This window comes from Streptomyces sp. NPDC041713 (genome assembly GCF_055591085.1).
Genome location: NZ_JBVIZY010000001.1, coordinates 209,980 through 233,432, shown reverse-complemented (window position 1 = coordinate 233,432; position 23,453 = coordinate 209,980). Strand labels below are relative to the sequence as shown.

Genomic DNA, 23,453 nt, shown 5'->3' with positions numbered 1-23,453 from the left:
GAAACGGCCGCTGGAGGACGCCCTGGTCCGGGTGGGCCGCGCGCTGCGCGTCGTCCTCCTGATCGCCCTGGCGCTCCTCTTCCTGATCCCCTTCTATCTGCTCGTACGCAACGGTCTCGCGTCCGAGGACGACATCACGTCGCCCGACTGGACGTTCTTCCCCTCGACGCTGCACTGGTCGAACCTCTCCGAGCTGTTCGACGACCCGACGGTGCCGATGGCGCGCGCCCTGCTCAACTCCACGCTGATCGCGGTCGCGACGACGCTCGGTACCCTCGTCCTGGCCTCGCTCGCCGGCTACGGCCTGGCCCGCATCCCCTACCGCCACGCCGACCGGGTCTTCTACGCGATCCTCGGCACGATGATGGTCCCGGCGGCCGTCACCTTCGTGCCGAGCTTCGTCCTGGTCTCCTCGCTCGGCTGGGTCTCGACCCTGCGCGGCCTGATCGTCCCCACCCTCTTCTCGGCCTTCGCGTGCTTCATCTTCCGCCAGTACTTCCTGGGCTTCCCACGGGAGTTGGAGGACGCGGCGCGGGTGGACGGGCTCGGCTACTGGCGCACGTATTGGCGCGTGGTCGTCCCCAACTCCCGCCCCGTCTTCGCGGCGGTCGGCACGATCGTCTTCATCGGCGCGTGGAACTCCTTCCTGTGGCCCCTGGTCATCGGCCAGGACCGCGAGGCGTGGACGGTCCAGGTGGCCCTGGCCACGTTCACGACCTCCCAGGTCATCCGCCTGCACGAACTCTTCGTGGCAGCAGCGGTCTCGATCCTCCCGCTCCTGGTGGTGTTCCTCTTCTTCCAGCGGTGGATCGTGGCGGGGGTGGAGCGGTCGGGGATCGATGACTAGGGCGGGGCGCCTGGGGGCGGGGTCACGCGGGTTCCGTCAGGTCCTCCATGAGCTCGGGGAGCTTGCGGAGCCTGGACAGGGACTGGTTCAGGAGGCGTACGGCCACGTCGGCCCTTTGCCGGGCGATCGGCTGGGCGACGGAAGCCACCCGGCTCCGCTCCGCGAGTTCGCCGAGGAGGTCGCCCAGCTCGCCGGAGGCCGCGTGCAGCCGTTGGATCCGCTCCTCGACCCGGTCCACCAGGGCCTCCGGGGTGAGTGGCTCCTCGGCGGTGTCAGAGGCCTCCGCTTCCTGCGAGGCCGGCGACGTGGCCTGGGCCGGGAGCGACAAGGTGAGCGAGGGCGCTGGAACGGGTGCCGCCGCTGCCGGACCGGGCCCTGCGGACGACGGCGCTACCGCGCCCAGGGGCTGCCCGGTCCCGGAGCCGTGCACGAGTGCCGGGGCGGGCACGGCCACCGTCGGCGCCGGGGGCAGTGACGGCGCTGCCGCCTTGCGGGGCCTCGTACCGGTGTCCTTGGGGAACATCGTGTCGAACCAGAGCGGCGTCATCTCCCGACCCGGCAACTCCTTGCCGGCGCTGCTGACCCGCCAGGGCCGCCGGTCGCCATCGTCCATGGCCGCGGCGAGTGACCTGAGCAGTCCGGCCGCCGCCGGCCTGTTCTTGTCGTGGCGCAGAGCTTGGAGGCAGTTCATGACGGTCCTGCGGGACCGGCGGACCCGCTCCCCCGTATCGCCGATGGCCTCCTGTCCGTCGAGAGAGCCCCGGTCGGCCTCGATGATGCCGAAGGACGCCAGCCAGTGGGCCGCCCGGAAGGACACCAGTTCATCGAAGGCCGCATCGTCGGTGTCCGCGGCGGCCAGTAGTTCCGGCAGTCTGCGCCCGAGGAGCAGGAAGCCCTCACGGGCACGGGTGGAGAAGACCTGTCCCACCCGTGGGTTCCACGGCGTGGGGTAGCTCTCCGAGGTCAGCGCGGACCACGTACGCGCCCGCTGGTTGATCTCGCCCGTCTTGAGCTGGGACGGCGGGTTCTCGCTGAGCGCGCGGCGCAGCAGGTGCCGTTTGTGCGGATCAACCGGGAACAGCTCCTGGAGCAGCCGCATGGAACGCAGGTCGCGGAGCTCCGACACCTTCATGTCCGGTGCGGCGTCCCGCAGTTCACGGATCGGCGCGAGCCCCGAGAGGACCTCGGCCGTCTTCTCGTCCATGACCTGTTGCGCCACGTACATGCCGAGCACGCTCCTGCCCAGCGCGCGGGAGCGGTCGAGGGCGTCGAATTCCAGCGGCGGGTGGACGTGGTCGCGCCGGTTGTTCATCTGGACGATGCGGTAGAGGCGCTGCGGGGTAGGGGTGCCGATCACCAAGTGCGCGTCAACCACGGCGATGGCGGCGGCCCGCCGTGCCCTCGAACCGCTCGTGGGGTCGAGTTCTTCGTCCGCCGTCTCCGCGAATTCCCGGTTGAGTACGGCGGAGAATTCGGGGAGCCAGACGCGTGGGTCACACACGACCTCATCCCCGTCTCGCTCCAGTTTCTCCGCCGGAACTCCGGCCAGCACTTCACCGGACGTCAAACGGAAAATCGATTGCCTTTTCTGTGTTCGATTATTCCCTCGAACTGCCATCCAACCCCAATAGGCGTCAGGGTAGAGGGGGTTGCCGTCCTCGCCCCTTTCCGGATTCCGTTCGAGGCGCACCTGCTGGGGAACGTACATTCCGGGATCTTGTTGTCCATTGAGGACGAGATCCTCTTCGAGATCGTACGGCCGAACCCGGTCCCGTCGCCTCAAGGCGTCCGCCGCGTCCTCGGCGTTCATCATCAGCGCCCACCGGTCCGGCACGGTGCTCGCCAGGGCGGCGAAGTGCTTCTCGCGGCCGTCGGCGTCGAGACCCGTCCACGGCCGGACTGCGGCGAGGGTCCGCTCGGTCCCCTGCCCGACCGTAGGGTCAGCGACCGAGCGCCAGATCGAGCTGATCCGTTCGTTGTGCCCCCACTGCACGCCACCGACACCGTGCATCCTGACGACGGCGACGACCATGTCACCGGCGTCCGTCCGAACACGGCGCACGGAGCCACTCTTAAGTCTGCGTACGCCCCGGTCGTCAGGCTCACCCAGCGTGCCTTCGGGGTCGACAACGAAGGGGGCGATGTTCTCCAGGGCGCCGCGTGGCAGGTTCACCCCGTCGGTGGCCAACACGGCCTCAATCCATGCCTCTTGACGCTCGCTGGAAACCGGGATCGGGAAGGGTCCATCGATCGTGGCCTCGCTCATGCAGTGCCTCGCATCACTCGTCCTGGAGGTTGTCGACGACCCACCGGACAGCGTGATCCGCCGCTCGGTAAGCCGGATTGCCCGTCACGGCCTCGGCGGCGGCGAGGCTCGCCCTCAGCATCAGCAGCCGGTTTGCCCACCGTTCACGGCGCGCCACCCGCGCCTCCCGGCCGGTCAAGCTTCGCTCCTTAGCAGCCAGTTCACGCCCGTCGCGCCGGACTTCCTCAGCGGATTCGTCACGAGAAGGGTCTGACTGAAAGAAGGCAGGCATGGCTGAAGGGCCCTTCGGAAAGGCGCGGCCGTCGTCGACCTACTCGGCCAACGCCCATTCCGCAGAGGCGTTTCTGGGACATCAGGAATGCTGGCACCACGCCGCGTGTGAACGCCATCTCATAGGACAGGCCTCATCACAAAGGGGTACGAAGCGAACCCCTGCCCCATTGCCGGTAAGGGATGGCCGTCCCGCGTTCGGCCGGAACGAACGCGCAAGCACTGCGGCATGTTAGTAAAAACAACGCCGGGCATCCACGAACGAGTGCCTGGTCGAACTCGTTTTCCCCATTGCCCAGTTCACGGTCCCCCGGTAGGCGCCCCCCTCACACCCCGCCGCCCACCGCCGTCAGGAGTGCCAGTGGGGTCGCTGCCGATCTTGACTCCAGGGCGCAGGAGTGGGGGTAGGGCACCGGCACCGGGTATGCGCTTCTGTCGTAGCCCGCCAGGACCTCCGGGAGGCGGCCGCCCGAGGTCGCCGCGGCGGAGATCAGGCCGTGGGCGACCTCGTGGGCCTCGTCGTGCAGGCCGTAGCGGGCCAGGCCCAGAGCGATCAGCGCGTTGTCGTGCGGCCACACCGAACCGCGGTGGTAGGAGAGCGGGTGGTACGCGGGCTGCTCGGCCGCCAGCGTCCGTACGCCCCAGCCCGAGAAGAAGTCGGGCTCCAGCAGACGGCGGCCCACCACCTCGCCGTACTCCTTGTCGAGCAGCCCGGACCACAGCAGATGGCCCGCGTCGGAGGCGAGCGCGTCGAGTCGCCGGCCCGCGCCGTCCAGGGCGAGGGCGGGGAAGTCCCGCTCCGGCATCCAGAAGTCGCGGACGAAGCGGTCCCGCAGGTCGGCCGCGGTCCGTGCGAGCAGGTCCGCGTACGCCTCGTCGTCCCAGACGGTGCGGGCGAGCCGGGCGGTGCGCCGCAGCGCGTCGTACGCGTATCCCTGCGCGCCCGCCGCCATGACGGGGCCCGTCGCGCCGCTGCCGTCGGCGGAGCAGATCGCGCCGGGCGAGTCCTTCCAGTTCTGGTTGGCGAGGCCGCCCTCGTCCGCGCGGTAGACGAGGTAGCCGCGCGAGGTGAGCCCGCCGTGGTCGAGCATCCAGCCGACGGCGGCCCGCGCGTGCGGCTCCAGACGGCGGGCGGTCGCGTCGTCCCCGGTCTGTTCCGTGTACGCGCCGAGCAGCACCAGGAACAGGGGCGTCGCGTCGACGGAACCGTAGTAGCGCCCGAACGGCACCTGCCCGAAGTGCGCGAGCTCACCGTGGCGCACCTCGTGGACGATCTTGCCGGGCTGCGCCACCGCGCCCGGTACCGCCTCCGTGGCCTGCGAGGCGGCGAGCGCGGGCAGGGTCGCGGCGGCCAGGCGCGGCAGGTGGGGCAACGCGAAGAGCGAGGTCAGCAGGGCGTCGCGGCCGAGCAACGTGTGGAACCAGGGCACGCCCGCCCCGGGCACGCTCAGCTCCTCGCCGTCCGGTCCGGTGGCGGGCACTTGGAGCAGAGCGAGGTCCGCGAGGCCGCGCGTACAGGCGTCCGCCAGCTGTGGCCAACGGGTGGGCAGGGTGATGGCGGACGCGAACTCCCGCTCCATGGCGGCGAGATGGTGGGCCACCTCGCCGGGTGTCGGTGCGTGCGTCGGTGGGGTGGGCGTGGGTGGGGTGTGCGTGGGTGGTGCGGGCGTGGGCGATGTGCGCGTCGGCGGTACGTGCGTCCCGTGCGTGCCGTGCGTGCCGTGCGTGCCGGGGGCCCGCTGGGGCGCGATCGCCGGGTCCGGCGCCGGGCCGCCGTGCGGATGGGCGGCGGCACGCAGTGCCACATGGGCCGAGCCATGCGCGTCCAGCGCCAGCGTCCAGACGAGGCGGCGCGCGCCGGCCCCGGTCTCCTCGACGGAACCCGGCGCGGGGTCGGACGTGACCGTCGTACGCGAACACCACTCGCCGCGGCGGTAGGTGAACTCGACCCCGGCGACGCGGGGGCCCTTCCTCCGGCCCCACTCCTCCCCGTGGTCGGGTGCGCCGCTGTCGTCGTCGAGGGGCCTGCGGGACCTGACGGCACCCGGCTTCGCGTACGTGCGGTGGTCGGCGCGCAGCTCGAACTGGTCGGTGAAGTCGGCGTCCACGGTCAGCTCGATCCGGACCCGGGTCGGCACCGGCCGGTTGCTCACGACCCGCAGCGACTCCACGAACGCGCCGTCCGCCACGGCCTGTTCGCGGAAGAGCGTGTACGCGGGCGGCTCCAGGCGTCCGCCGCGCGGGACCAGGACGCAGCGGGCCGCGCCGGTCGCGGCGGCCGAGGTGTCCACGGGCGTGAGGACCTCGGGAACGGCCCCGTCGGCCGTCAGCTGCCAGCGGCTCAGGTGCCGCGCGTCCCGTACGAACAGGCCGTCCGGGCCCGCGCCGCCGCCCCGCGCGGCGCCGACGCCGCTGATGTCGCCGCCGGTGCCGACGGCCGCGAACGTCCGTCCCCGTACCAGCAGTCGATGCCGGTCGCTCATGCCCACACCTCTCCTTCGGATCCTGCAGAGAGTCCGCCGGATCCTTCAGATAGTCCGCCGGATCCTGCGGAGAGCCCGCCCCGCTCGCTCAGCAGGTCCAGCGTGAGCGCGGCCGTCCAGCCGAAGCCGCGCGCGCCGCGGGCCCGTCCGGTGTACGGATCCACGTACTCGGCGAAGCCGGACGCGCCCGCCACGTCCAGCAGCGTCCGGCGCAGCCGGTCCGCCCGCGCGGCCTCGCCGTGCAGCCGGAGCCCCTTCTCCAGCAGCCAGTTGGTGTTGAACCAGGCCGGACCGCGCCAGTAGCGGTACGGGTCGAAGGCGGCGCTCGTCAGATCGTGGCTCGGTACGAGCCGGGCCGCGCCGCCGAGCCCGAAGCGGGGACCTGCGGCGGTGCGGACCAGGGCCGCGGCGATGTCGCGCGGCAGCGCGGGGAGCGTCAGCGGGATCAGGCCGGTGACACCGCGCTCGGCGATGAGCCGCCCGGAGCGCAGGTCCCGGCAGTGGAAGAGCTCGTCGGCCGGGTCCCAGAGCCGGTCGACGAGCACCTGCGTCAGCGCGTCGGCGCGGGCGCGGCGGGTGCGGCGGACGCGGGAGGCGTCGGGGGTATTCGGGGGTGGGGGTCCGGGTGGTGGCGCCGTCGTCTCCCTGTCCCTGTCACGCTCGCTCTCGACCTCGGCTTCGGTCTCGGCGTCGATCTCCGCCTCGATCCGGGCGAGCGCGTACTCGGAGGTGATCAGGAGCGCGTTGAACGCGGGATCCTCGACGCAGAACGAGGCGCCGACCTGCGGCCCGTAGCCCTCGGCACCCGCGTACCCCCGATCCCGGTACTCCGTAACGAGCCGCACGTAACGTCCGTAGTCGAGGTCGGTCGGCCGTTCCCGGGCGGCTCCGTGCTTCAGGTCCGCGCGCCGCCAGGCGTCCCGCTCGGCGGGCTCGACGCGGCTCAACGGGGCGTCCCAGCACGGACTGTTGTCCATGCCCTGCTCCCAGGGGTGCAGCACGGCGGCGAGTCCGGCGCCGCCCACGTCGCGGTCCCGCAGCAGGTAACCGTGCCAGGCGGCGAGGCGCGGCCGGACGCGGGTGAGGAAGGAGCGGGCCCGGGAGAGGCCGGGGTCGGCCCAGTGCACCAGCCAGGCGGCGAGGGCGTGCACGGGCGGTTGCACGAGCCCGGAGGTCTGGACGTGAGCCGGTGCGCCGGCCGCGCGGCCCGCCTCGGTCGAGCGCCAGAAGTCGGGGCCGGGGAAGTAGGCGTCCGGCGGTACGGCGTCGTTGAAGACGATGTGCGGGATACGGCCGTCGCCCCACTGGGCGGAGAGCAACGTCTCGAGCTCCACCTGGGCGCGCAGCGGCGACAGGTGGCGCAGCCCGATCGCGATGAACGCGGAGTCCCACGACCACTGGTGGGGGTACAGGTCCCGGGACGGGACGGTAGACGCCCCCGTCCAATTGGCCCGCAGCACTCGGGCCGCCCGCTGCCGCAGCACCCGCCGCGGCACCGGCCGCCCCGGTGCGGGCCACCGGGTGCCCTGCTGGGTGGTGACGCTGCGGTCCACACGGATCTCCGCTCTGCCCGGCCCCGGTCCCGGGCCCTCGACGCCTCATCGGTTACGTGGTGTCCCCGGTCAGTTACGCCTGGCTAACGCGCAGAACCCAATATGTTGCGCGGACTTGGTCAACACAAGGGGAAATGATGACGGGCACCAGAACGTAGCGGTGGCCGCCGCGGGGCCACCCCGCCCGTACGGGCGCCCGCCGCCGCCGTAACCCTCCCGAACCCGGCCGTTACGGGTGACCGCCGAAGATCTGGCCGGAACCCCCTACCTCCCCGACGCCCGCGAATCCCTCCTCAGCGACCCCACCCCGCTCCCCCGCCCACCACGACGGGACGACCACCGGCCGAACCGGCCCGACCGTCTCGGAGCGGGTCCGAATGCTGACATCCGGCCGCTTCAAACGGCGTGATTCTCGCCACCCCTGATCAGCCTTGCGCTCAGATGAGCGCTTCACGGCCGACTGCACTTCTCCAAGGGGTGGCACTCAGTGCCATCGCTCGATCATTCATGAGGTGAACTCACATCTGAGTTTCACGCGCTCATCTGAGCGTTTTAAGGGTCCAGCACCCACCCTGCGTTCAAGTCTTGTACACAGCCTCACGCCCCCAGCTACCGCTCAGTCACTTTCGATCTAGCGGCGGACGGGTGGTTACGGCCGCATGACGCACAAGTGGACGTACCCAGGTGCCTTCGATCTGGGTATGTTCCTCGCCGTCAGGGCAGCCACCGAGTCCTCGAGGAGTCGAGACCCGTGTCGGAAAACAAAGATCCCCACGTAGCACGCACGAGTGAGACGACCGAGGACGTGAAGTTCGTCTACGACTTCACCGAGGGCAACAAGGACCTCAAGGACCTTCTCGGCGGCAAGGGCGCGAACCTCGCCGAGATGACCAATCTCGGGCTGCCCGTCCCTCCGGGCTTCACCATCACCACCGAGGCGTGCAAGACCTACCTCGACAGTGGCGAGGAGCCGGCCGCGCTGCGCGACGAGGTCAGCGCGCACCTCGACGCCCTCGAGAAGAAGATGGGCAAGAAGCTCGGCCAGGCCGACGACCCGCTGCTCGTCTCGGTGCGCTCGGGCGCCAAGTTCTCGATGCCCGGCATGATGGACACCGTCCTGAACATCGGGCTCTCCGACAAGTCCGTCACCGGGCTCGCCAAGCAGTCCGGCGACGACCGCTTCGCGTGGGACTCCTACCGCCGGCTCATCCAGATGTTCGGCAAGACCGTCCTCGGCGTCGACGGCGAGCTGTTCGAGGACGCCCTGGAGAAGGCCAAGGACGCCAAGAAGGTCGCGGTCGACACCGACCTGGAGGCCGCCGACCTCAAGAAGCTGGTCACCAAGTTCAAGAAGATCGTCAAGACGGAGGCCGGGCGGGACTTCCCGCAGGACCCGCGCGAGCAGATGGACCTCGCGATCCGTTCGGTCTTCGAGTCGTGGAACACCGACCGCGCCAAGCTCTACCGCCGCCAGGAGCGCATCCCCGGCGACCTCGGCACGGCCGTCAACGTCTGCTCGATGGTCTTCGGCAACCTCGGCCCCGACTCCGGCACGGGCGTCGCGTTCACCCGCGACCCGGCCAGCGGCCACCAGGGCGTGTACGGCGACTACCTGCAGAACGCGCAGGGCGAGGACGTCGTCGCGGGCATCCGCAACACCGTTCCGCTCGCCGATCTGGAGCAGATCGACAAGAAGTCGTACGACCAGCTCATGCAGATCATGGAGACGCTCGAAACGCACTACAAGGACCTGTGCGACATCGAGTTCACCATCGAGCGCGGCCAGCTGTGGATGCTGCAGACCCGCGTCGGCAAGCGCACCGCCGGTGCCGCGTTCCGCATCGCGACGCAGCTCGTGGACCAGGGCCTGATCGACGAGGCCGAGGCGCTGCAGCGCGTCAACGGCGCGCAGCTCGCGCAGCTGATGTTCCCGCGCTTCGACGAGGGCGCGAAGGTCGAGCAGCTGGGCCGGGGCATCGCCGCGTCACCCGGTGCCGCGGTCGGCAAGGCGGTCTTCGACTCGTACACCGCGATCAAGTGGTCGCGTTCGGGCGAGAAGGTCATCCTGATCCGCCGGGAGACCAACCCGGACGACCTCGACGGCATGATCGCGGCCGAGGGCATCCTGACCTCGCGCGGCGGCAAGACGTCGCACGCGGCGGTCGTGGCGCGCGGCATGGGCAAGACCTGTGTCTGCGGCGCCGAGGACCTGGAGGTCGACACCAAGCGCCGCCGGATGACGGTGGGCGACACCGTCGTCGAGGAGGGCGACGTCGTCTCCATCGACGGCTCGACGGGCAAGGTCTACCTCGGCGAGGTGCCGGTCGTCCCCTCCCCCGTCGTGGAGTACTTCGAGGGCCGCATGCACGCGGGCGCCGACGACGCCGACGAGCTGGTCGCCGCGGTGCACCGGATCATGGCGTACGCGGACCGGGTGCGCCGGCTCCGTGTCCGCGCCAACGCGGACAACGCGGAGGACGCCCTCCGAGCCCGCCGCTTCGGCGCGCAGGGCATCGGCCTGTGCCGCACCGAGCACATGTTCCTCGGTGAGCGCCGCGAGATGGTCGAGCGGCTGATCCTCGCCGACGCGGACGACGAGCGCGAGGACGCCCTCAAGGAGCTCCTCCCCCTCCAGAAGCAGGACTTCGTGGAGCTCTTCGAGGCGATGGACGGCCTGCCGGTCACGGTCCGCCTCCTCGACCCCCCGCTGCACGAGTTCCTGCCCGACATCACGGAGCTCTCGGTCCGCGTCGCCCTCGCGGAGTCCCGCAAGGACGCCAACGAGAACGACCTGCGCCTGCTCCAGGCCGTCCACCGGCTGCACGAGCAGAACCCGATGCTGGGCCTGCGCGGCGTACGCCTCGGTCTGGTCATCCCGGGCCTGTTCACCATGCAGGTACGGGCGATCGCCGAGGCCGCGGCCGAGCGCAAGTCCGCCAAGGGCGACCCGCGCGCGGAGATCATGATTCCGCTCGTCGGCACGGTCCAGGAGCTGGAGATCGTCCGCGAGGAGGCCGAGCAGGTCATCGCGGAGGTCATCGAGACGACGGGCGTCGACCTGAAGCTGGCGCTCGGCACGATGATCGAGCTGCCGCGCGCCGCGCTCACCGCGGACCAGATCGCGGAGGCCGCCGAGTTCTTCTCCTTCGGCACGAACGACCTCACGCAGACGGTCTGGGGCTTCTCCCGAGACGACGTGGAGGCCTCGTTCTTCACGGCCTACCTGGAGAAGGGCATCTTCGGCGTCTCCCCCTTCGAGACGATCGACAAGGACGGCGTCGGCCGGCTCGTACGGGATGCGGCGCGGCTGGGCCGCGAGACCCGCCCCGACCTGAAGCTCGGCGTCTGCGGCGAGCACGGCGGTGACCCGGAGTCCGTGCACTTCTTCCACGAGGTGGGCCTGGACTACGTCTCCTGCTCGCCGTTCCGCATCCCGGTGGCCCGCCTGGAGGCCGGCCGCGCCGCCTCCCACTCCACGGGCAGCGACCACCGGTAAGCCCCGGGACCGACGCCGTGTCCCCGACCCTCAGTACCGATACGGCGTCGGCTCCGGCCCACGAAGAGGGGGCAGCACCCTGTGCGGGGGTGCTGCCCCTTCGGGCATTCTGTGCGGAGACGGGCGACTTGACGAGGCTCACTCATCGCGCTCTGCAGCCTGCCTCCGTCGATGCTGCCAGCGCTCTTTCGCCCACAGCGCTGTCGCCTGAAAGGCGGTGACCGCGACAGCGAAGCCGGTCACCTCCGCCCAGCTGTAGTCGAACGCCGCGTGCCAGATCACGGCGAGCACCCCGTAGATGACCACCCATGAGGTGAGGGCCGCCGCCCAGCCTGCTCGCCGACCGGTCGTCGCGCGCTTGGCCGTGCTCCTTCTGTCCATCACCAACGACTACCCGCCACACGCGCGTTGAGAGGCCGGGGCCCGCCGAGGCCGGCATCCCGTGCCCAGAGCCCCGGGCACGGGGTGCTGTCCCTTCCCGTGTATCAGCGGCCGTTCGTCGCGTCGGGTGTCAGGTGGCGCAGGTGCCGGGTGAAGAAATTGGCTGCTGCGTCGCCTGCGTGTGGGGGGACGCCTGTGTGGCCGCCCATGTTTACGTTCAGGCACTTCTCCTTCGAGGCGAAGGCGTCGAACAGGTTCAGGGCCGCCTGGCGGTCGTTGCGTTCGTCGTCCCACTGGAGCAGGACGTGCAGGGGGATGGTGACCCTGCGGGCCTCCTCGTAGGTGGTGCGGGGCACGAAGCTTCCGGCGAAGAGGCCGGCGGCCACGATGCGGGGGTCGGTTGCCGCCAGGCGTACGCCGATGGAGATCACTCCGCCCGAGTAGCCGACCGGGCCGCCGATCTCTGGCAGCTCCAGGAACGCGTCCAGGGCTTCCTGCCACTCCGGGACCGCCCTGTCGACGAGCGGCAGGGTGAGGGCGTCGATGATCTCGTCCGTGACCGGCTCACCGGCCTCCAGCACGCGGCGCAGGTCCGCGCGGGCCTGCTCCAGGGCAGGGATGCGGGGGCGGTCGCCGCAGCCGGGGAGTTCGATGGTGGCCGAGGCGAAGCCGTCCGCCGCGGCGTGCCGGGCGCGCGCCACGAGGCGGGGGTACATCTTGTGCAGGCCGAGCGTGGGGTGGCCGACGAGGATGAGCGGCACCGGTGCGGACGCCGATGCCGACGCGGGGGTCCACAGGAGGCCGGGGATCTCGCCGAGGGTGAATTCTCGTTCGACGACACCGTCGTCGAGGTGCCGCTCGGATGTGAAGTGAAGGGGCATGGTCATGCCTTTCGGAAGCGCTGCGTACGGCGCTCCCGGGCGACCTATCGCCCGACCGTGACCCCGGAGGAGAGCACCCATGTCGTTGTGTTCACGGGTACCACCTCCTCGTTCTCTCGCACGGCCTCCGTCAAGGTAGCGGAGGCCGCCGCGGCCCGCCAAGCGATTTTCGGCGGGTCGGGCGGCAGGGCCGGGACTCAGCCGCCCGACGTGTCCAGCTCCGCGTCCTCGCTCACGCCCGCGCAGTCGTACGGGTCCTTGAGCCAGCCGTCCGGCAGGACCACGCGGTTGTTGCCCGACGTACGCCCGCGGGGGCCGTCCGCGCCCGCCGGCCAGCCCTGGTCGAGGTCCAACTCGCCGAGCCCGTCCTCCAGTTCGGCCAGCGAGGAGGTGATCGCGAGGCGCTTGCGCATCTCCGAGCCGACCGCGAAACCCTTCAGGTACCACGCGACGTGCTTGCGGAAGTCGATGACGCCGCGCGCCTCGTCGCCGATCCACTCGCCGAGGAGGGTCGCGTGGCGGAGCATGACCTTGGAGACCTCGCGCAGGGACGGCGCCTGCGGCGCGCCCGTACCCTCGAACGCCGCCACCAGGTCGCCGAAGAGCCACGGGCGGCCGAGGCAGCCGCGCCCCACGACGACGCCGTCGCAGCCGGTCTCGTTCATCATGCGCACCGCGTCCGCCGCCGACCAGATGTCGCCGTTGCCGAGCACGGGGATCTCGGGGACGTGCTCCTTGAGGCGGGCGATGGCGTCCCAGTCGGCGGTGCCGCCGTAGTGCTGGGCGGCCGTGCGGCCGTGCAGGGCGATGGCCGTCACGCCCTCCTCGACGGCGATGCGGCCCGCGTCCAGGAAGGTGATGTGGTCGTCGTTGATGCCCTTGCGCATCTTCATCGTGACGGGGATGTCCCCGGCGCCCGCGACGGCCTCCCGCAGAATCGCCCGGAGCAGCGGCCGCTTGTACGGGAGCGCGGAGCCGCCGCCCTTGCGGGTGACCTTGGGGACGGGGCAGCCGAAGTTCAGGTCGATGTGGTCGGCGAGGTCCTCCTCCGCGATCATGCGGACGGCCTTGCCGACGGTGGCCGGGTCGACGCCGTACAGCTGGATCGAGCGCGGCTTCTCCGTCGCGTCGAAGTGGATCAGCTGCATCGTCTTCTCGTTCCGCTCCACCAGGGCGCGGGTGGTGATCATCTCGCTGACGAAGAGGCCCTTGCCGCCGCTGAACTCACGGCACAGCGTCCGGAACGGCGCGTTCGTGATCCCCGCCATGGGGGCGAGCACGACGGGCGGCTGCACGGTGTGCGGGCCGATCGACAGGGGCTGCGGCTGGGACGGCATGGATGATCTCCGGGACGGACGACGGGACCCTCCATTGTCCCTCACTCCTCAGGCGCCCGTGTCCCTGACTCCTCAGGCGCCGTGTCCCTGGCTCCGCAGGCGCCGTGTCCCTGGCTCCTCGGGCGCCCGTAAACCCCTGACTCCTCGGGACTCCTCAGGCGCCCGCGCCGTCCTCCCCGCACAGCTCCGCGAGGCGCTCCAGACGCTCCTCCGTCTCGTCGTCGGCGGGGACGTACGCGATCAGCCGGTGGGCCTGCGCCAGCGGGGCCATCCACAGCATGCGGTGCTCCAGCCTGAGCAGCCCGACCCGGGGGTGCTGGTACCGCTTGACGTGCGGCGACATGGTCGCGACCTCGTGCCGCCGCCACAGCTCGCGGAACTCGGCGGAGGCCCCCACCAGCCGGTCGCGCAGCTCCTTCCAGGCCGGTTCGGCGCCGTGCTCGGCCATGGAGCCGCGGAACTTGGCGACGAGGTCGCGCAGCATCTCGTCCCGGTCGAGGAAGGTCTCGCGCCAGCTCTCGCTGGTGGCCAGGAGCCACAGACAGTTGCGGTCCCGCGGGCGCATCGCGTCGAAGTCGCCGAAGACGTGGACCCAGGGGCGGTTGTGGGCGAGGACGTCGTAACGGCCGTTCTGCACGGTGGCGGGGTAGGGGGCGAGGCGGCGCATCAGTCGCCGTACCTCCGCGGAGAGTGCGGTGCACTCCCCCTCGGGGCGCGGGTCGACGGCTCCGGCGAGCGCGAAGAGGTGGGCGCGTTCGCTGGGGTCCATCAGGAGTGCGCGGGCGATGGCGTCGATGACCTGCGCGGACACCCTGATGGACCGGGCCTGCTCCAGCCACGTGTACCAGGTGACCCCCACGCAGGCGAGCTGCGCGACCTCCTCGCGGCGCAGCCCCGGCGTACGCCGGCGGGGGCCGCGGGGCAGGCCCACCTGCTCGGGGGTGATGCGCTCGCGACGGCTGCGGAGAAAGGCGGCGAGCTCTTGTCGGCGGATGTCGGCGCCGGTGGTGGCGGCGGTGGCGGTGGTGGTGGTCATGTGCGCGGTCGACGTCGGGTCTGCGGGCGCCGTCGTATCTGAGGCGGCCGCCAGGTCTGCCGGGTCTGCGGTGAGGGTCACGCGTCCAGGCTCCGCCATCGCGCAGCCTGTTTCCAGGTTCGCCTGGTACCAGGATAAAGACACTCTGGTACCCCTCTGGGCGCCGGAACATCGTCGTATACGTGACCCTCACACCCGATACATCCCAGGCGAAGTCGCCATCCGCGCCCTCCGAACACCACGGACCTCCCACGGTCCTCACCGCCCTCGGCCTGCTGACCGTCCTCCTCGGCGCCTCCCTCTCCAGCATCGACTTCTTCATCGTCAACGTCGCCCTGCCCAGCATCGAACACGACCTGGACGCCTCCCCCGCCACGCTGGAGATGGTCGTGGCGGGTTACGCGGTGGCGTACGCCGTGCTCCTCGTCCTCGGCGGGCGGCTGGGGGACACCTTCGGCCGGAGGAGGCTGTTCCTGTGGGGCGTGGCCGCGTTCGGCGTGACCTCGCTGGCCTGCGGGCTCGCGCCCGGCGCGTGGTGGCTGGTGGGGGCGCGGGTGGCGCAGGGCGCCGCGTCCGCGCTGATGCTGCCGCAGGTCCTCGGCACCATCCACGCGACGACGAGCGGCGAGCGGCGGGCACGGACCGTCGCCCTGTACGGCGCCGTCAGCGGCATCGCGGGCCTGCTCGGCCAGGCCCTCGGCGGTGCCCTGGTCACGGCCGACCTGGCCGGCACCGGCTGGCGCGCGGTGTTCCTCGTGAACGTGCCGATCGCGGCGGCGGCGCTGCTGGTGGGCGTGCGGGCGGTGCCGGACAGCAGGGCCGAGCGGCCGGCCCGGAGCGACGTACTCGGCACGATCCTGTTCGCGGGCGCCCTGACCGCGCTCCTCCTGCCGCTCACGGAGGGCCGTGCGACGGGGTGGCCGCTGTGGTCCGTCCTGCTGTTGGCCGCGGCGCCGCTGCTGGGCTCGGCGTTCGCCGGGGTGGAGCGACGTGCCGAACGCGGGGGCGGCAGTCCGCTGCTGCCTCCGTCGCTGCTGCGTGAGCCCGGGGTGCGCGGCAGTCTGGTGCTGGGTCTGCCGATCTTCATCGGGTTCAGCGGTTTCATGTTCGGTTTCGCGATCGTCCTGCAACAGGGGCTGGGTTACGGGGCGTTGAAGGCGGGCCTGACCGTGATTCCCATGGGGCTCACGCAGATTCCGGCGTCGATGCTCGTGCCGCGTCTGGTCCGCCGGTGGGGTGCCCGCGCGATGGCGCGGGCGGCCGTGGTGCACGGGGTGGGCCTGGCGGTGCTGGCGCTGACGTTGCTGTGGACGTCGTGGTCCGATCTCGCCCCGTTGGCGCTCGCCCCTGGCCTGCTCCTCTGCGGCGCCGGGCAGGGCGTCCAACTCGCCCTGTACTACCGCCTCGCCCTCGCGGCGGTGCCGGCTGCGCGGGCGGGGGCGGGGGGTGGGCTCACGGCGACGGTGCAGCAGTCGTGCCTCGCCTTGGGGGTGGCGACGGTGGGCTCGCTCTTCTTGGGGCTGATTCCGGACCTGGGCATCCGGGGCGCCTTCGAGGCGGCGTTGGCGGTCCAGGGGGTGGGGTTGGGCGCGTTGGCTCTGGGGAGCGTGCGGCTGGCGTCTTCCCTTGGTCCGGGTGGCGGGGCCGGCCGTGGTGGCGCCGCGTAGCCTGCGGCCGCGGTCGACGTAGTGCGGGCCGCTCCGCGAAGGGCCCGGGAGGGGGAGGCCGATCCCCTCTTCCGCCTGCGGCCACCAACAGCCCCGCCGCTCCGCGGCGGATGCCTCCCACCCACCCACCCGTTCACCCCGCGACGCCCTGCGGGGGTAGGGGCGGGTGGGTGGGGCTTACCCCGCGATGCCCTGCGGGCGTAAGGGCGGGTGGGCGCGGGTCACCCCGCCATGCCCTGCGGGAGGAAGGGCGGGCGGGCGCGGGTCACCCCGCCATGCCCTGCGGGAGGAAGGGCGGGCGGGCGCGGGTCACCCCGCGATGTCCTGCGGGAGGAAGGGCGGGCGGGCGCGGGTCACCCGCGATGTCTGCGGGAGAACGGGCAGGTGGGGTGACTCAGCTTGTGGGACGCGATCGGGCCGTCCGCTCTGAGAGTCCGCTCTGAGAGTCCGCAGCCAGACAGCAGGCAGAAATGTCTCCGACAGAACGTGGGCCGAAACTGGCCGTACGTCGAACCCCAAGACCACGGGCGGAGCCGGAGCGGAGGATCGAGGCGATGGCGATTGCGACGGTGCCGTGGGCTGCTCCCGCGACGGTCCGGGAGGCGCGAACTTGGCGTCACCCGAGTCGGAGAAGGGCGGCGACGGCACAGCCGTGAGGGCTCTGGCCATCCCGGGCACCTCCGCCACCAGCCGACCTCAACTCGCCTGCCTGGCAGCCTCATCCGCAGCTGCACCGGGAGCCTCTCCGAACCCGACCGGGGCGGCACGCAGACGCCACAAAAGCGAAATACGACTGTTCGGCCGGACAACATCACCCCGGCAACTGTCCGCCGGCAGGCCAGCCAAGGCACCACCACCCGACAGCTAAGCTCACACCTGCAAACAAGATCCCCTGGGTTCGCGCTCCTGGGATCGTCTCGCTCATTCGGAAGGTTCTCGTGTCCATATTCCTCAAGATGCGCGGTTCTTCGCGGCGCCTGGGCCGTACTGCCGCCACGTCCGCGGCAGTTGCCGTCGCCGTTCTCGGTACCGCTCTCGCGACCGCGCCCGCGGCGTCGGCCGTGGACAGCAGCGGCTGCTCCAAGAACATCGCCAATCATTACCGGATCGTGCACGACCTCGCCGGAGCCACCATCCGCAGCGGCCCCGCCCAGGGCTACTCCAAGCGGTACCACCTCAACTACGGCGAATACTTCCTGGCCGTCTGCACGGCCAAGAGCTCCGCGGGGAACCTCTGGTACTACGGCAAGGACCTGGGCGACCGCAAGGGCTGGGTCGTGGCCTCCAGGACCATCCGCAATCCCTGAGGCACGCGAACTGACCCACATACACTGAGAGTTACCCGGGCCGTACCTGCCGACCGGCGGGTCACGGCCCGGTTCCGTGACGGGCTGCGACGCCAGCCCAGTCAGGGGCGGGCGTGGCCCCACCGGCCCGCAGCCGGGTGCCGGGCGGGAGGGGACGTGGGGGTATGTGCGAACGGAGCAGCGAGCGAACTCTGGCGTCATTGTCCGTGCGGCGTGGCGCAGGGATGGCGAGTACGCACATACCCCCGCGGCCCCGCCACCCCCACACCCCGGCCCAAGCGGGCCTGCAGCCGCCAGAGCACACCAACCCACCCCCTCCCCTCATCGCGCCCCACCCTCAATGACAACTGACAGATATTGAAATCTGTCATCCGTCATGCCACCATGAACCCATGCGAACTCTCCCCACCCTCCCCCTCGGAACCCACGGCCCCCGCACCTCCGCCCTCGGCCTCGGCTGCATGGGCATGTCCGCGCTCTACGGAGAAGCGGACCGCACGGAGTCCATCGCGACGATCCACGCCGCCCTCGAAGCGGGCGTCACCCTCCTGGACACCGGCGACTTCTACGCCATGGGCCACAACGAGATGCTGATCGGCGAAGCCCTCCGCTCCGCCCCCGCCGCCCACCGCGAACACGCCCTGACCAGCGTCAAGTTCGGCGCACTCCGCGACCCGGACGGCGGCTGGTCGGGGTACGACGGGCGCCCCGCGGCCGTCAAGAACTTCGCCGCCTACTCACTGCAGCGCCTCGGCGTCGACCACATCGACGTCTACCGCATCGCCCGCATCGACCCCGACGTCCCCATCGAGGAGACCGTCGGCGCCATCGCCGACCTCGTCGAGAAGGGCCACGTGCGCCACATCGGCCTCTCCGAGGTCGGCGCCGACACGATCCGCCGCGCGGCCGCCACGGCCCCCATCTCCGACCTGCAGATCGAGTACTCCCTGATCTCCCGCGGCATCGAGGCCCAGATCCTGCCGACGGTCGCCGAGCTCGGCATCGGCGTCACCGCGTACGGCGTACTCTCGCGCGGCCTGATCTCCGGCCACTTCACCCGCGACCGGCAGCTCGCCGCGAACGACTTCCGCTCGATGAGCCCCCGCTTCCAGGGCGAGAACCTCGACCGCAACCTGGACCTGGTCGAGGCCCTGCGGAAGATCGCCGACCGGAAGGGCGTCAGCGTCGCGCAGACCGCCATCGCCTGGGTGCTCGCCCAGGGCCCCCGGCACGACGCGGCCATCGTCCCGCTGGTCGGCGCCCGCACCCGGACCCGGCTCGACGAGGCGCTCGGCGCCCTGCACGTGACGCTCGACGACGCGGACCTCGCGGCGATCGAGGCGGCCGTCCCCGCGGACGCCGCGGCCGGCGCACGCTACCCCGAGGCGCAGATGGCACACCTCGACAGCGAGCACTGAACCACCCGCGGGTACGGTCTAGCCATGGCATCCGCGGCGGCTCCCGCTCCCCTGACCCCCGAGCGCATCCTCGAAGCGACCGAGGAGGTGCTGCGCCGGCACGGCGCGGCCAAGGCCACCGTCGTCGACGTGGCCCGCGCCCTCGGGGTCAGCCACGGCACCGTCTACCGCCACTTCCGTACGAAGGCGGAGCTGCGCGGCGCGGTGACGCGGCGCTGGCTGGACCGTACCTCCGGCGCGCTGGCCGAGATCGTCGCCGGCACCGAGCCGGCCGACGCGAAGCTCCGCCACTGGCTGGCGGGCCTCTTCGAGGCCAAGCAGCACAAGGCGGGCGACGACCCCGAGCTCTTCGACACGTACTCGGTGCTCGTCGACGAGAACAGCGACGTGGTGGACGACCACATCGCCGACCTCACAGGACAGCTGACCGCGATCATCCAACAGGGCGCGGACAGCGGGGAGTTCGCGTCCGCCGACCCCGCGACGTCGGCCCGCGCGGTCTTCGACGCCACCTCCCGCTTCCACGATCCGGCGTACGCCGCGCACTGGTCCCGCCCCGGCATCCAGGCCGCGTTCGACGCCGTACTCGACCTGACCCTGCGCGGCCTGCGCGCGTGACCTCGACCGGCCCGAGCGCCTGGCGCTCCGCCACCGCCACAAAGCCCTGGAGCGGCCCCGCGGCCCCTGGATAGAGTGATCCGATGCCGCTCGTCGAGATCACCTACGCGCCCCAGGTCCCCGAGGCCACCCTCCGCGAACTCGGTTCCGCACTCCCCCACTTGGTGTCGCTCGCGGTGGAGTGCCCCGAGGAGCCGTACGACGGTGATCTCCGGCCCGGCGACGTGGAGCTGCGGTTCCGGGAGCTCGGGCCGTGGGACCGCAGCGGTCTCGACTTCGTCGTCGAGGTGCGGTCGAAGTGGTTCGAGAGCCGCTCCCGCGACCGGCAGGAGCGGGTGGACCAACTGCACGACGCCATCCGCCTCGCCACCGGCTGCGACGACTTCGGCGTCTACCTCTCCCTCCCCGTGGCCGCCTGGTCCCAGGGCGACTGACCCCGACCCGGGCCCTAGCCCTAGCCCTAGCCCCCCACCATCGCCGTCACCAGGCGCGTCAACGCGAGCCGCGGGTCCGGCGCGTCCGGCCAGCTCGTCATCAGCAGATGGTGCGCGGTGCCGACGATCGCGAGGGCCACGGTCTCCGGGTCGACGGTCTCCGCCAGCCGGCCGAGCCCCTTCTCGGCCTCCAGATATCCGGTGACGGACTCCTGGATCGCGGTGAAGCCCGGCGCCCCCTCCTGCAGCGCCTCGCGGATGCGCAGCGCCGTGGCGGGGCGACTCATGGCGAGGCCCGAGAGGGCGGGGCCCGCCGAGTCGAAGAGGACGAGGGCGACGGCGTAGAGGTTCTGCGCCACCGTGCCCTGGCCCGCGGCCCCGGACAGGGCCCGCGCCTTCGCCGCCGTCCGCGCGAACCGGTCCAGGCAGAGTTCGGCCACGAACTCGTCGAGCCCCGCGAAGTGCGCGTGCAGCAGCCCCTTGGAGCACTCCGCCTCCGTGGTGACGGCCCGGCTGGTGAGGGCGCCGGGCCCGCCCCGCGCCACGACGCGCTCGGCGGCCGCGAACAGCCGCTCGCGCACATCCGGCGTGGCCACTCCACGCGGTGACATGGGCCCTCTCTTTCGCTCTCGGGGCGTACAACCGCGCCGATCGTAACGGTCATGACGGGGATTGCCAGTTTGGGCGAGCGCCCATACTGTGGGCGTTGTTTGGGCAAGCGCCCATACCGGCTGCGAATGTCTGGGCGATCGCCCATTCCCCGTCAGCCGCCCCTCAGCCACCCGTCGACCACTCACCATCCCCCAGGAGGCCCCCATGCCGGACGTCGTCGTCAACACCGAACAGTCACAGGCGTGGAACGGCCCCGAAGGCTCGCACTGGGCCGAGAACCAAGACCGCTGGAACGCGGTGAACCAGGGCTTCAACGAGCCGCTGCTCGACGCCGCCGGGCTGACCCCCGAAACCGCCGGCGACCACCGCGTCCTCGACCTCGGCTGCGGCTCGGGGCAGACCACCCGCCTCGCCGCCCGCCGGGCACCCCACGGGCACGCCCTCGGCCTCGACCTGTCCGGGCCGATGCTGGCCACGGCACGCGAGCGCGCGGCGCACGAGGGCATCGCCAACGTCGCCTTCGCGCAAGGCGACGCCCAGGTGCACCCCTTCGAACCGGGCACCTTCGACGCGGCGGTCAGCCGCTTCGGCGTGATGTTCTTCGCCGATCCGGCGGCCGCCTTCGGCAACATCGGCCGGGCCCTGCGGCCGGGCGGGCGCCTCGCGTTCGTCTGCCCCGCCGACGCCGCGCTCAACGACTGGGTGGCGGCGATGGCGTCCCTGCGCGACACCCTGACCGCCGATGGCTCACCCGGCGGCTCCTCCGGCGACTTCGGGCGGCCGGGGCTGCCCGGCATGTTCTCACTGGCCGCCCCGGACCGCATCCGCGAGGTCCTCACCGCAGCCGGGTTCACCGGCGTCGACATCAACCAGGCGCAGGCGTACGGGACGTGGGGGCACGGCGCCGAGGACGCGGCGGATTTCCTGCTGAGCACCGGGCCCGGCCGGCACCTCGTCGCACAGGCCGACGCGAGCACGCGCGCGCGGGCCCACCGCACCCTGACCGACCACCTCCGCCACCACCAGGCGGCCGACGCGAACCGCACCGTCCGGCTCCGCAGCACCGCATGGCTGGTCACGGCGGACCGCCCGGCCAACCCGGCCCACCCGCGGCAGGCGTCCTAGGACCCCGACGGATCCACCGTCGCCTGATGCTCCTCCGCCAGGTGTTCCTCGGCCTTGAGCCACGGCAGGAACTGCGCCTTCCGGCGCCAGCCGCACGTCGCGCAGCTCAACTGCCGCTGCCCGCCCGCCTTCTGCACCTGGACGACGTGCTCGCGCCCGTGCTGGTCCCAGCGTCTGACCCTGCTCGTGGTCGTTGGAGGCATGCGCCTCAGTGTGCACAGAAGCCCCCGGTTCCATAACCCGGAACCGGGGGCTTCCTGCCGTCACTCAGGGACCGTACGAGGTCTGCGAGGACCGCACGAGGACCGTGCGGGCGTCAGCAGCCCACGAGGCGCGTGGCGAGGTAGCCCTCGATCTGGTCGAGGGAGACCCGCTCCTGCTTCATCGTGTCGCGCTCGCGCACCGTCACGGCGTTGTCGTCGAGGGTGTCGAAGTCGACGGTCACGCAGTACGGCGTGCCGATCTCGTCCTGGCGGCGGTAGCGGCGGCCGATGGCGCCCGCGTCGTCGAACTCGATGTTCCAGTTCTGCCGGAGGGCGGTGGCCAGACCCTTGGCCTTCGGGGACAGCTCCGGGTTCCTCGACAGAGGAAGGACCGCGACCTTGACCGGCGCGATGCGGTGGTCGAAGCGCATGACCGTGCGCTTCTCCAGCTTGCCCTTGGCGTTGGGCGCCTCGTCCTCGATGTAGGAGTCGAGGAGGAAGGCGAGCATCGTGCGGCCGACGCCGGCCGCGGGCTCGATGACGTACGGAGTCCAGCGCTCGCCGGCCTCCTGGTCGAAGTACGACAGGTCCTGGCCGGACGCCTTGGAGTGCGCGGTCAGGTCGTAGTCGGTGCGGTTGGCGACGCCTTCCAGCTCGCCCCACTCGCTGCCGCCGAACTGGAAGCGGTACTCGATGTCAGCGGTGCGCTTGGAGTAGTGGGAGAGCTTCTCCTTCGGGTGCTCGTACCACCGCATGTTCTCCTCGCGCAGGCCCAGGCCGGTGTACCAGTTCCAGCGCTGCTCCATCCAGTACTCCTGCCACTTCTCGTCCTCGCCCGGCTTGACGAAGAACTCCATCTCCATCTGCTCGAACTCGCGGGTGCGGAAGATGAAGTTGCCGGGCGTGATCTCGTTGCGGAAGGACTTGCCCATCTGCGCGATGCCGAAGGGCGGCTTGCGGCGCGAGGTCTGCTGGACCTGGCCGAAGTTGGTGAAGATGCCCTGCGCGGTCTCGGGACGCAGGTAGGCGACGGAGCCGCTGTCCTGGGTCGGGCCGAGGTGCGTGGCGAGCATGCCGGAGAACTGCTTGGGCTCGGTGAACTGGCCCTTGGTGCCGCAGTTGGGGCAGTTCACATCGGCCAGGCCGTTGGCCGGCGGGCGGTTGTGCTTGGCCTCGTAGGCCTCTTCCAGGTGGTCGGCGCGGTGGCGCTTGTGACAGGAGAGGCACTCGGTAAGGGGGTCGGAGAAGGTCGCGACGTGGCCGGAGGCCTGCCAGACCTCGCTCGCCAGGATGACCGACGAGTCGATGCCGACGACGTCCTCACGCGAGGTGACCATGTAGCGCCACCACTGGCGCTTCAGGTTCTCCTTCAGCTCGACGCCGAGCGGACCGTAGTCCCAGGCGGCACGCTGTCCGCCGTAGATCTCACTGCAGGGGAAAACAAAGCCACGGCGCTTGCTCAGGCTGACGATGGTGTCGATCTTGTCGGCGGCCACGGTGCTCTCTTCATGACGACGGC

19 protein-coding genes are annotated in these 23,453 nt (G+C 71.3%); 8 read left to right on the top strand and 11 right to left on the bottom strand.

The genetic code is table 11. The features are described from left to right. Positions 1 to 10 precede the first annotated feature (10 nt). The gene (locus ACZ6CV_RS01010; protein ID WP_362368248.1) at positions 11 to 847 is read left to right on the top strand and encodes a carbohydrate ABC transporter permease; all 837 of its coding nucleotides are present in this window, start codon (positions 11 to 13) and stop codon (positions 845 to 847) included. Positions 848 to 869: 22 nt separating this feature from the next. On the opposite strand, the gene ACZ6CV_RS01005 is transcribed toward ACZ6CV_RS01010, so the two are convergent. The 4 genes from ACZ6CV_RS01005 to ACZ6CV_RS00990 all read right to left on the bottom strand — a co-directional run bounded on the left by ACZ6CV_RS01005 (position 870) and on the right by ACZ6CV_RS00990 (position 7,419). Further along, positions 870 to 3,113, bottom strand: a complete 2,244-nt coding sequence (locus ACZ6CV_RS01005; RefSeq protein ID WP_469248588.1) for a hypothetical protein — start codon at positions 3,111 to 3,113, stop codon at positions 870 to 872. Between the two features lie 13 nt (positions 3,114 to 3,126). After that, a complete protein-coding gene (locus ACZ6CV_RS01000; protein ID WP_469248585.1) occupies positions 3,127 to 3,291 on the bottom strand; it encodes a hypothetical protein in 165 nt (54 codons plus the stop codon). 418 nt (positions 3,292 to 3,709) lie between these two features. Then, positions 3,710 to 5,866 carry an amylo-alpha-1,6-glucosidase gene (locus tag ACZ6CV_RS00995; protein WP_469248583.1) on the bottom strand — a complete coding sequence of 719 codons (2,157 nt, stop codon included), beginning with the start codon at positions 5,864 to 5,866 and terminating at the stop codon, positions 3,710 to 3,712. Continuing rightward, positions 5,863 to 7,419, bottom strand: coding sequence for an MGH1-like glycoside hydrolase domain-containing protein (locus ACZ6CV_RS00990; RefSeq protein WP_469248581.1), 1,557 nt, complete (start codon positions 7,417 to 7,419; stop codon positions 5,863 to 5,865). The genes ACZ6CV_RS00995 and ACZ6CV_RS00990 overlap by 4 nt, the downstream gene beginning before the upstream one ends. A gap of 751 nt (positions 7,420 to 8,170) precedes the next feature. Here ACZ6CV_RS00990 and ppdK point away from each other — a divergent pair. Then, positions 8,171 to 10,915 carry a pyruvate, phosphate dikinase gene (gene ppdK / locus ACZ6CV_RS00985; RefSeq protein WP_469248579.1) on the top strand — a complete coding sequence of 915 codons (2,745 nt, stop codon included), beginning with the start codon at positions 8,171 to 8,173 and terminating at the stop codon, positions 10,913 to 10,915. A 138-nt stretch (positions 10,916 to 11,053) separates the two neighbouring features. On the opposite strand, the gene ACZ6CV_RS00980 is transcribed toward ppdK, so the two are convergent. The 4 genes from ACZ6CV_RS00980 to ACZ6CV_RS00965 form a co-directional block, all read right to left on the bottom strand. Continuing rightward, a complete protein-coding gene (locus ACZ6CV_RS00980; RefSeq protein WP_469248577.1) occupies positions 11,054 to 11,296 on the bottom strand; it encodes a hypothetical protein in 243 nt (80 codons plus the stop codon). 104 nt (positions 11,297 to 11,400) lie between these two features. Beyond that, on the bottom strand, positions 11,401 to 12,177 hold the full coding sequence (locus tag ACZ6CV_RS00975) for a dienelactone hydrolase family protein (protein WP_469248575.1): 777 nt from the start codon (positions 12,175 to 12,177) through the stop codon (positions 11,401 to 11,403). A gap of 197 nt (positions 12,178 to 12,374) precedes the next feature. Then, the gene (gene dusB / locus ACZ6CV_RS00970; protein WP_469248574.1) at positions 12,375 to 13,514 is read right to left on the bottom strand and encodes a tRNA dihydrouridine synthase DusB; all 1,140 of its coding nucleotides are present in this window, start codon (positions 13,512 to 13,514) and stop codon (positions 12,375 to 12,377) included. Positions 13,515 to 13,668: 154 nt separating this feature from the next. Continuing rightward, complete coding sequence (locus tag ACZ6CV_RS00965; protein ID WP_469249579.1) at positions 13,669 to 14,550, bottom strand: helix-turn-helix transcriptional regulator; 882 nt, start codon at positions 14,548 to 14,550, stop codon at positions 13,669 to 13,671. A 182-nt stretch (positions 14,551 to 14,732) separates the two neighbouring features. Between ACZ6CV_RS00965 and ACZ6CV_RS00960 the strand changes: the two genes are divergently transcribed. From ACZ6CV_RS00960 to ACZ6CV_RS00940, 5 genes are all read left to right on the top strand, one after another. Further along, positions 14,733 to 16,217, top strand: coding sequence for an MFS transporter (locus ACZ6CV_RS00960; RefSeq protein WP_469248571.1), 1,485 nt, complete (start codon positions 14,733 to 14,735; stop codon positions 16,215 to 16,217). 956 nt (positions 16,218 to 17,173) lie between these two features. Further along, a complete protein-coding gene (locus ACZ6CV_RS00955) occupies positions 17,174 to 17,524 on the top strand; it encodes a hypothetical protein (protein WP_469248570.1) in 351 nt (116 codons plus the stop codon). 392 nt (positions 17,525 to 17,916) lie between these two features. Continuing rightward, positions 17,917 to 18,942, top strand: coding sequence for an aldo/keto reductase (locus ACZ6CV_RS00950; RefSeq protein WP_469248568.1), 1,026 nt, complete (start codon positions 17,917 to 17,919; stop codon positions 18,940 to 18,942). 24 nt (positions 18,943 to 18,966) lie between these two features. Next, entirely contained in the window at positions 18,967 to 19,560 is a 594-nt protein-coding gene (locus tag ACZ6CV_RS00945) for a TetR/AcrR family transcriptional regulator (protein ID WP_469248566.1), read from the top strand. 83 nt (positions 19,561 to 19,643) lie between these two features. Next, positions 19,644 to 19,994 carry a hypothetical protein gene (locus ACZ6CV_RS00940; RefSeq protein ID WP_358705102.1) on the top strand — a complete coding sequence of 117 codons (351 nt, stop codon included), beginning with the start codon at positions 19,644 to 19,646 and terminating at the stop codon, positions 19,992 to 19,994. A gap of 26 nt (positions 19,995 to 20,020) precedes the next feature. Here ACZ6CV_RS00940 and ACZ6CV_RS00935 read toward each other — a convergent pair whose 3' ends face one another. After that, entirely contained in the window at positions 20,021 to 20,605 is a 585-nt protein-coding gene (locus tag ACZ6CV_RS00935; RefSeq protein ID WP_469248564.1) for a TetR/AcrR family transcriptional regulator, read from the bottom strand. A gap of 205 nt (positions 20,606 to 20,810) precedes the next feature. On the opposite strand from ACZ6CV_RS00935, the gene ACZ6CV_RS00930 reads away from it, so the two are divergent. Beyond that, complete coding sequence (locus ACZ6CV_RS00930) at positions 20,811 to 21,731, top strand: class I SAM-dependent methyltransferase (RefSeq protein ID WP_469248562.1); 921 nt, start codon at positions 20,811 to 20,813, stop codon at positions 21,729 to 21,731. Here the strand turns inward: ACZ6CV_RS00930 and ACZ6CV_RS00925 are convergent. Together ACZ6CV_RS00925 and ACZ6CV_RS00920 are read right to left on the bottom strand one after the other, a co-directional pair. Further along, positions 21,728 to 21,934: a hypothetical protein gene (locus ACZ6CV_RS00925; RefSeq protein WP_355808531.1), complete on the bottom strand. Its 207-nt coding sequence runs from the start codon at positions 21,932 to 21,934 to the stop codon at positions 21,728 to 21,730. The genes ACZ6CV_RS00930 and ACZ6CV_RS00925 overlap by 4 nt on opposite strands. A 113-nt stretch (positions 21,935 to 22,047) precedes the next feature. Further along, a complete protein-coding gene (locus ACZ6CV_RS00920; protein ID WP_355808530.1) occupies positions 22,048 to 23,430 on the bottom strand; it encodes a glycine--tRNA ligase in 1,383 nt (460 codons plus the stop codon). Positions 23,431 to 23,453: the final 23 nt, after the last annotated feature.

Excerpts from the sequence above, each read along its gene's own strand:
- ACZ6CV_RS00940 (WP_358705102.1), top strand. The coding sequence starts at position 19,644 with ATGCCGCTCGTCGAGATCACCTACGCGCCCCAGGTCCCCGAGGCCACC.
- ACZ6CV_RS00935 (WP_469248564.1), bottom strand. The coding sequence starts at position 20,605 with ATGTCACCGCGTGGAGTGGCCACGCCGGATGTGCGCGAGCGGCTGTTC.
- ACZ6CV_RS00950 (WP_469248568.1), top strand. The coding sequence starts at position 17,917 with ATGCGAACTCTCCCCACCCTCCCCCTCGGAACCCACGGCCCCCGCACC.
- dusB (WP_469248574.1), bottom strand. The coding sequence starts at position 13,514 with ATGCCGTCCCAGCCGCAGCCCCTGTCGATCGGCCCGCACACCGTGCAG.
- ACZ6CV_RS00995 (WP_469248583.1), bottom strand. The coding sequence starts at position 5,866 with ATGAGCGACCGGCATCGACTGCTGGTACGGGGACGGACGTTCGCGGCC.
- ACZ6CV_RS00975 (WP_469248575.1), bottom strand. The coding sequence starts at position 12,177 with ATGCCCCTTCACTTCACATCCGAGCGGCACCTCGACGACGGTGTCGTC.
- ACZ6CV_RS00925 (WP_355808531.1), bottom strand. The coding sequence starts at position 21,934 with ATGCCTCCAACGACCACGAGCAGGGTCAGACGCTGGGACCAGCACGGG.
- ACZ6CV_RS01005 (WP_469248588.1), bottom strand. The coding sequence starts at position 3,113 with ATGAGCGAGGCCACGATCGATGGACCCTTCCCGATCCCGGTTTCCAGC.
- ACZ6CV_RS00980 (WP_469248577.1), bottom strand. The coding sequence starts at position 11,296 with ATGGACAGAAGGAGCACGGCCAAGCGCGCGACGACCGGTCGGCGAGCA.
- ACZ6CV_RS00965 (WP_469249579.1), bottom strand. The coding sequence starts at position 14,550 with ATGACCACCACCACCGCCACCGCCGCCACCACCGGCGCCGACATCCGC.
- ACZ6CV_RS00955 (WP_469248570.1), top strand. The coding sequence starts at position 17,174 with ATGCGCGGTTCTTCGCGGCGCCTGGGCCGTACTGCCGCCACGTCCGCG.
- ACZ6CV_RS00930 (WP_469248562.1), top strand. The coding sequence starts at position 20,811 with ATGCCGGACGTCGTCGTCAACACCGAACAGTCACAGGCGTGGAACGGC.
- ACZ6CV_RS00945 (WP_469248566.1), top strand. The coding sequence starts at position 18,967 with ATGGCATCCGCGGCGGCTCCCGCTCCCCTGACCCCCGAGCGCATCCTC.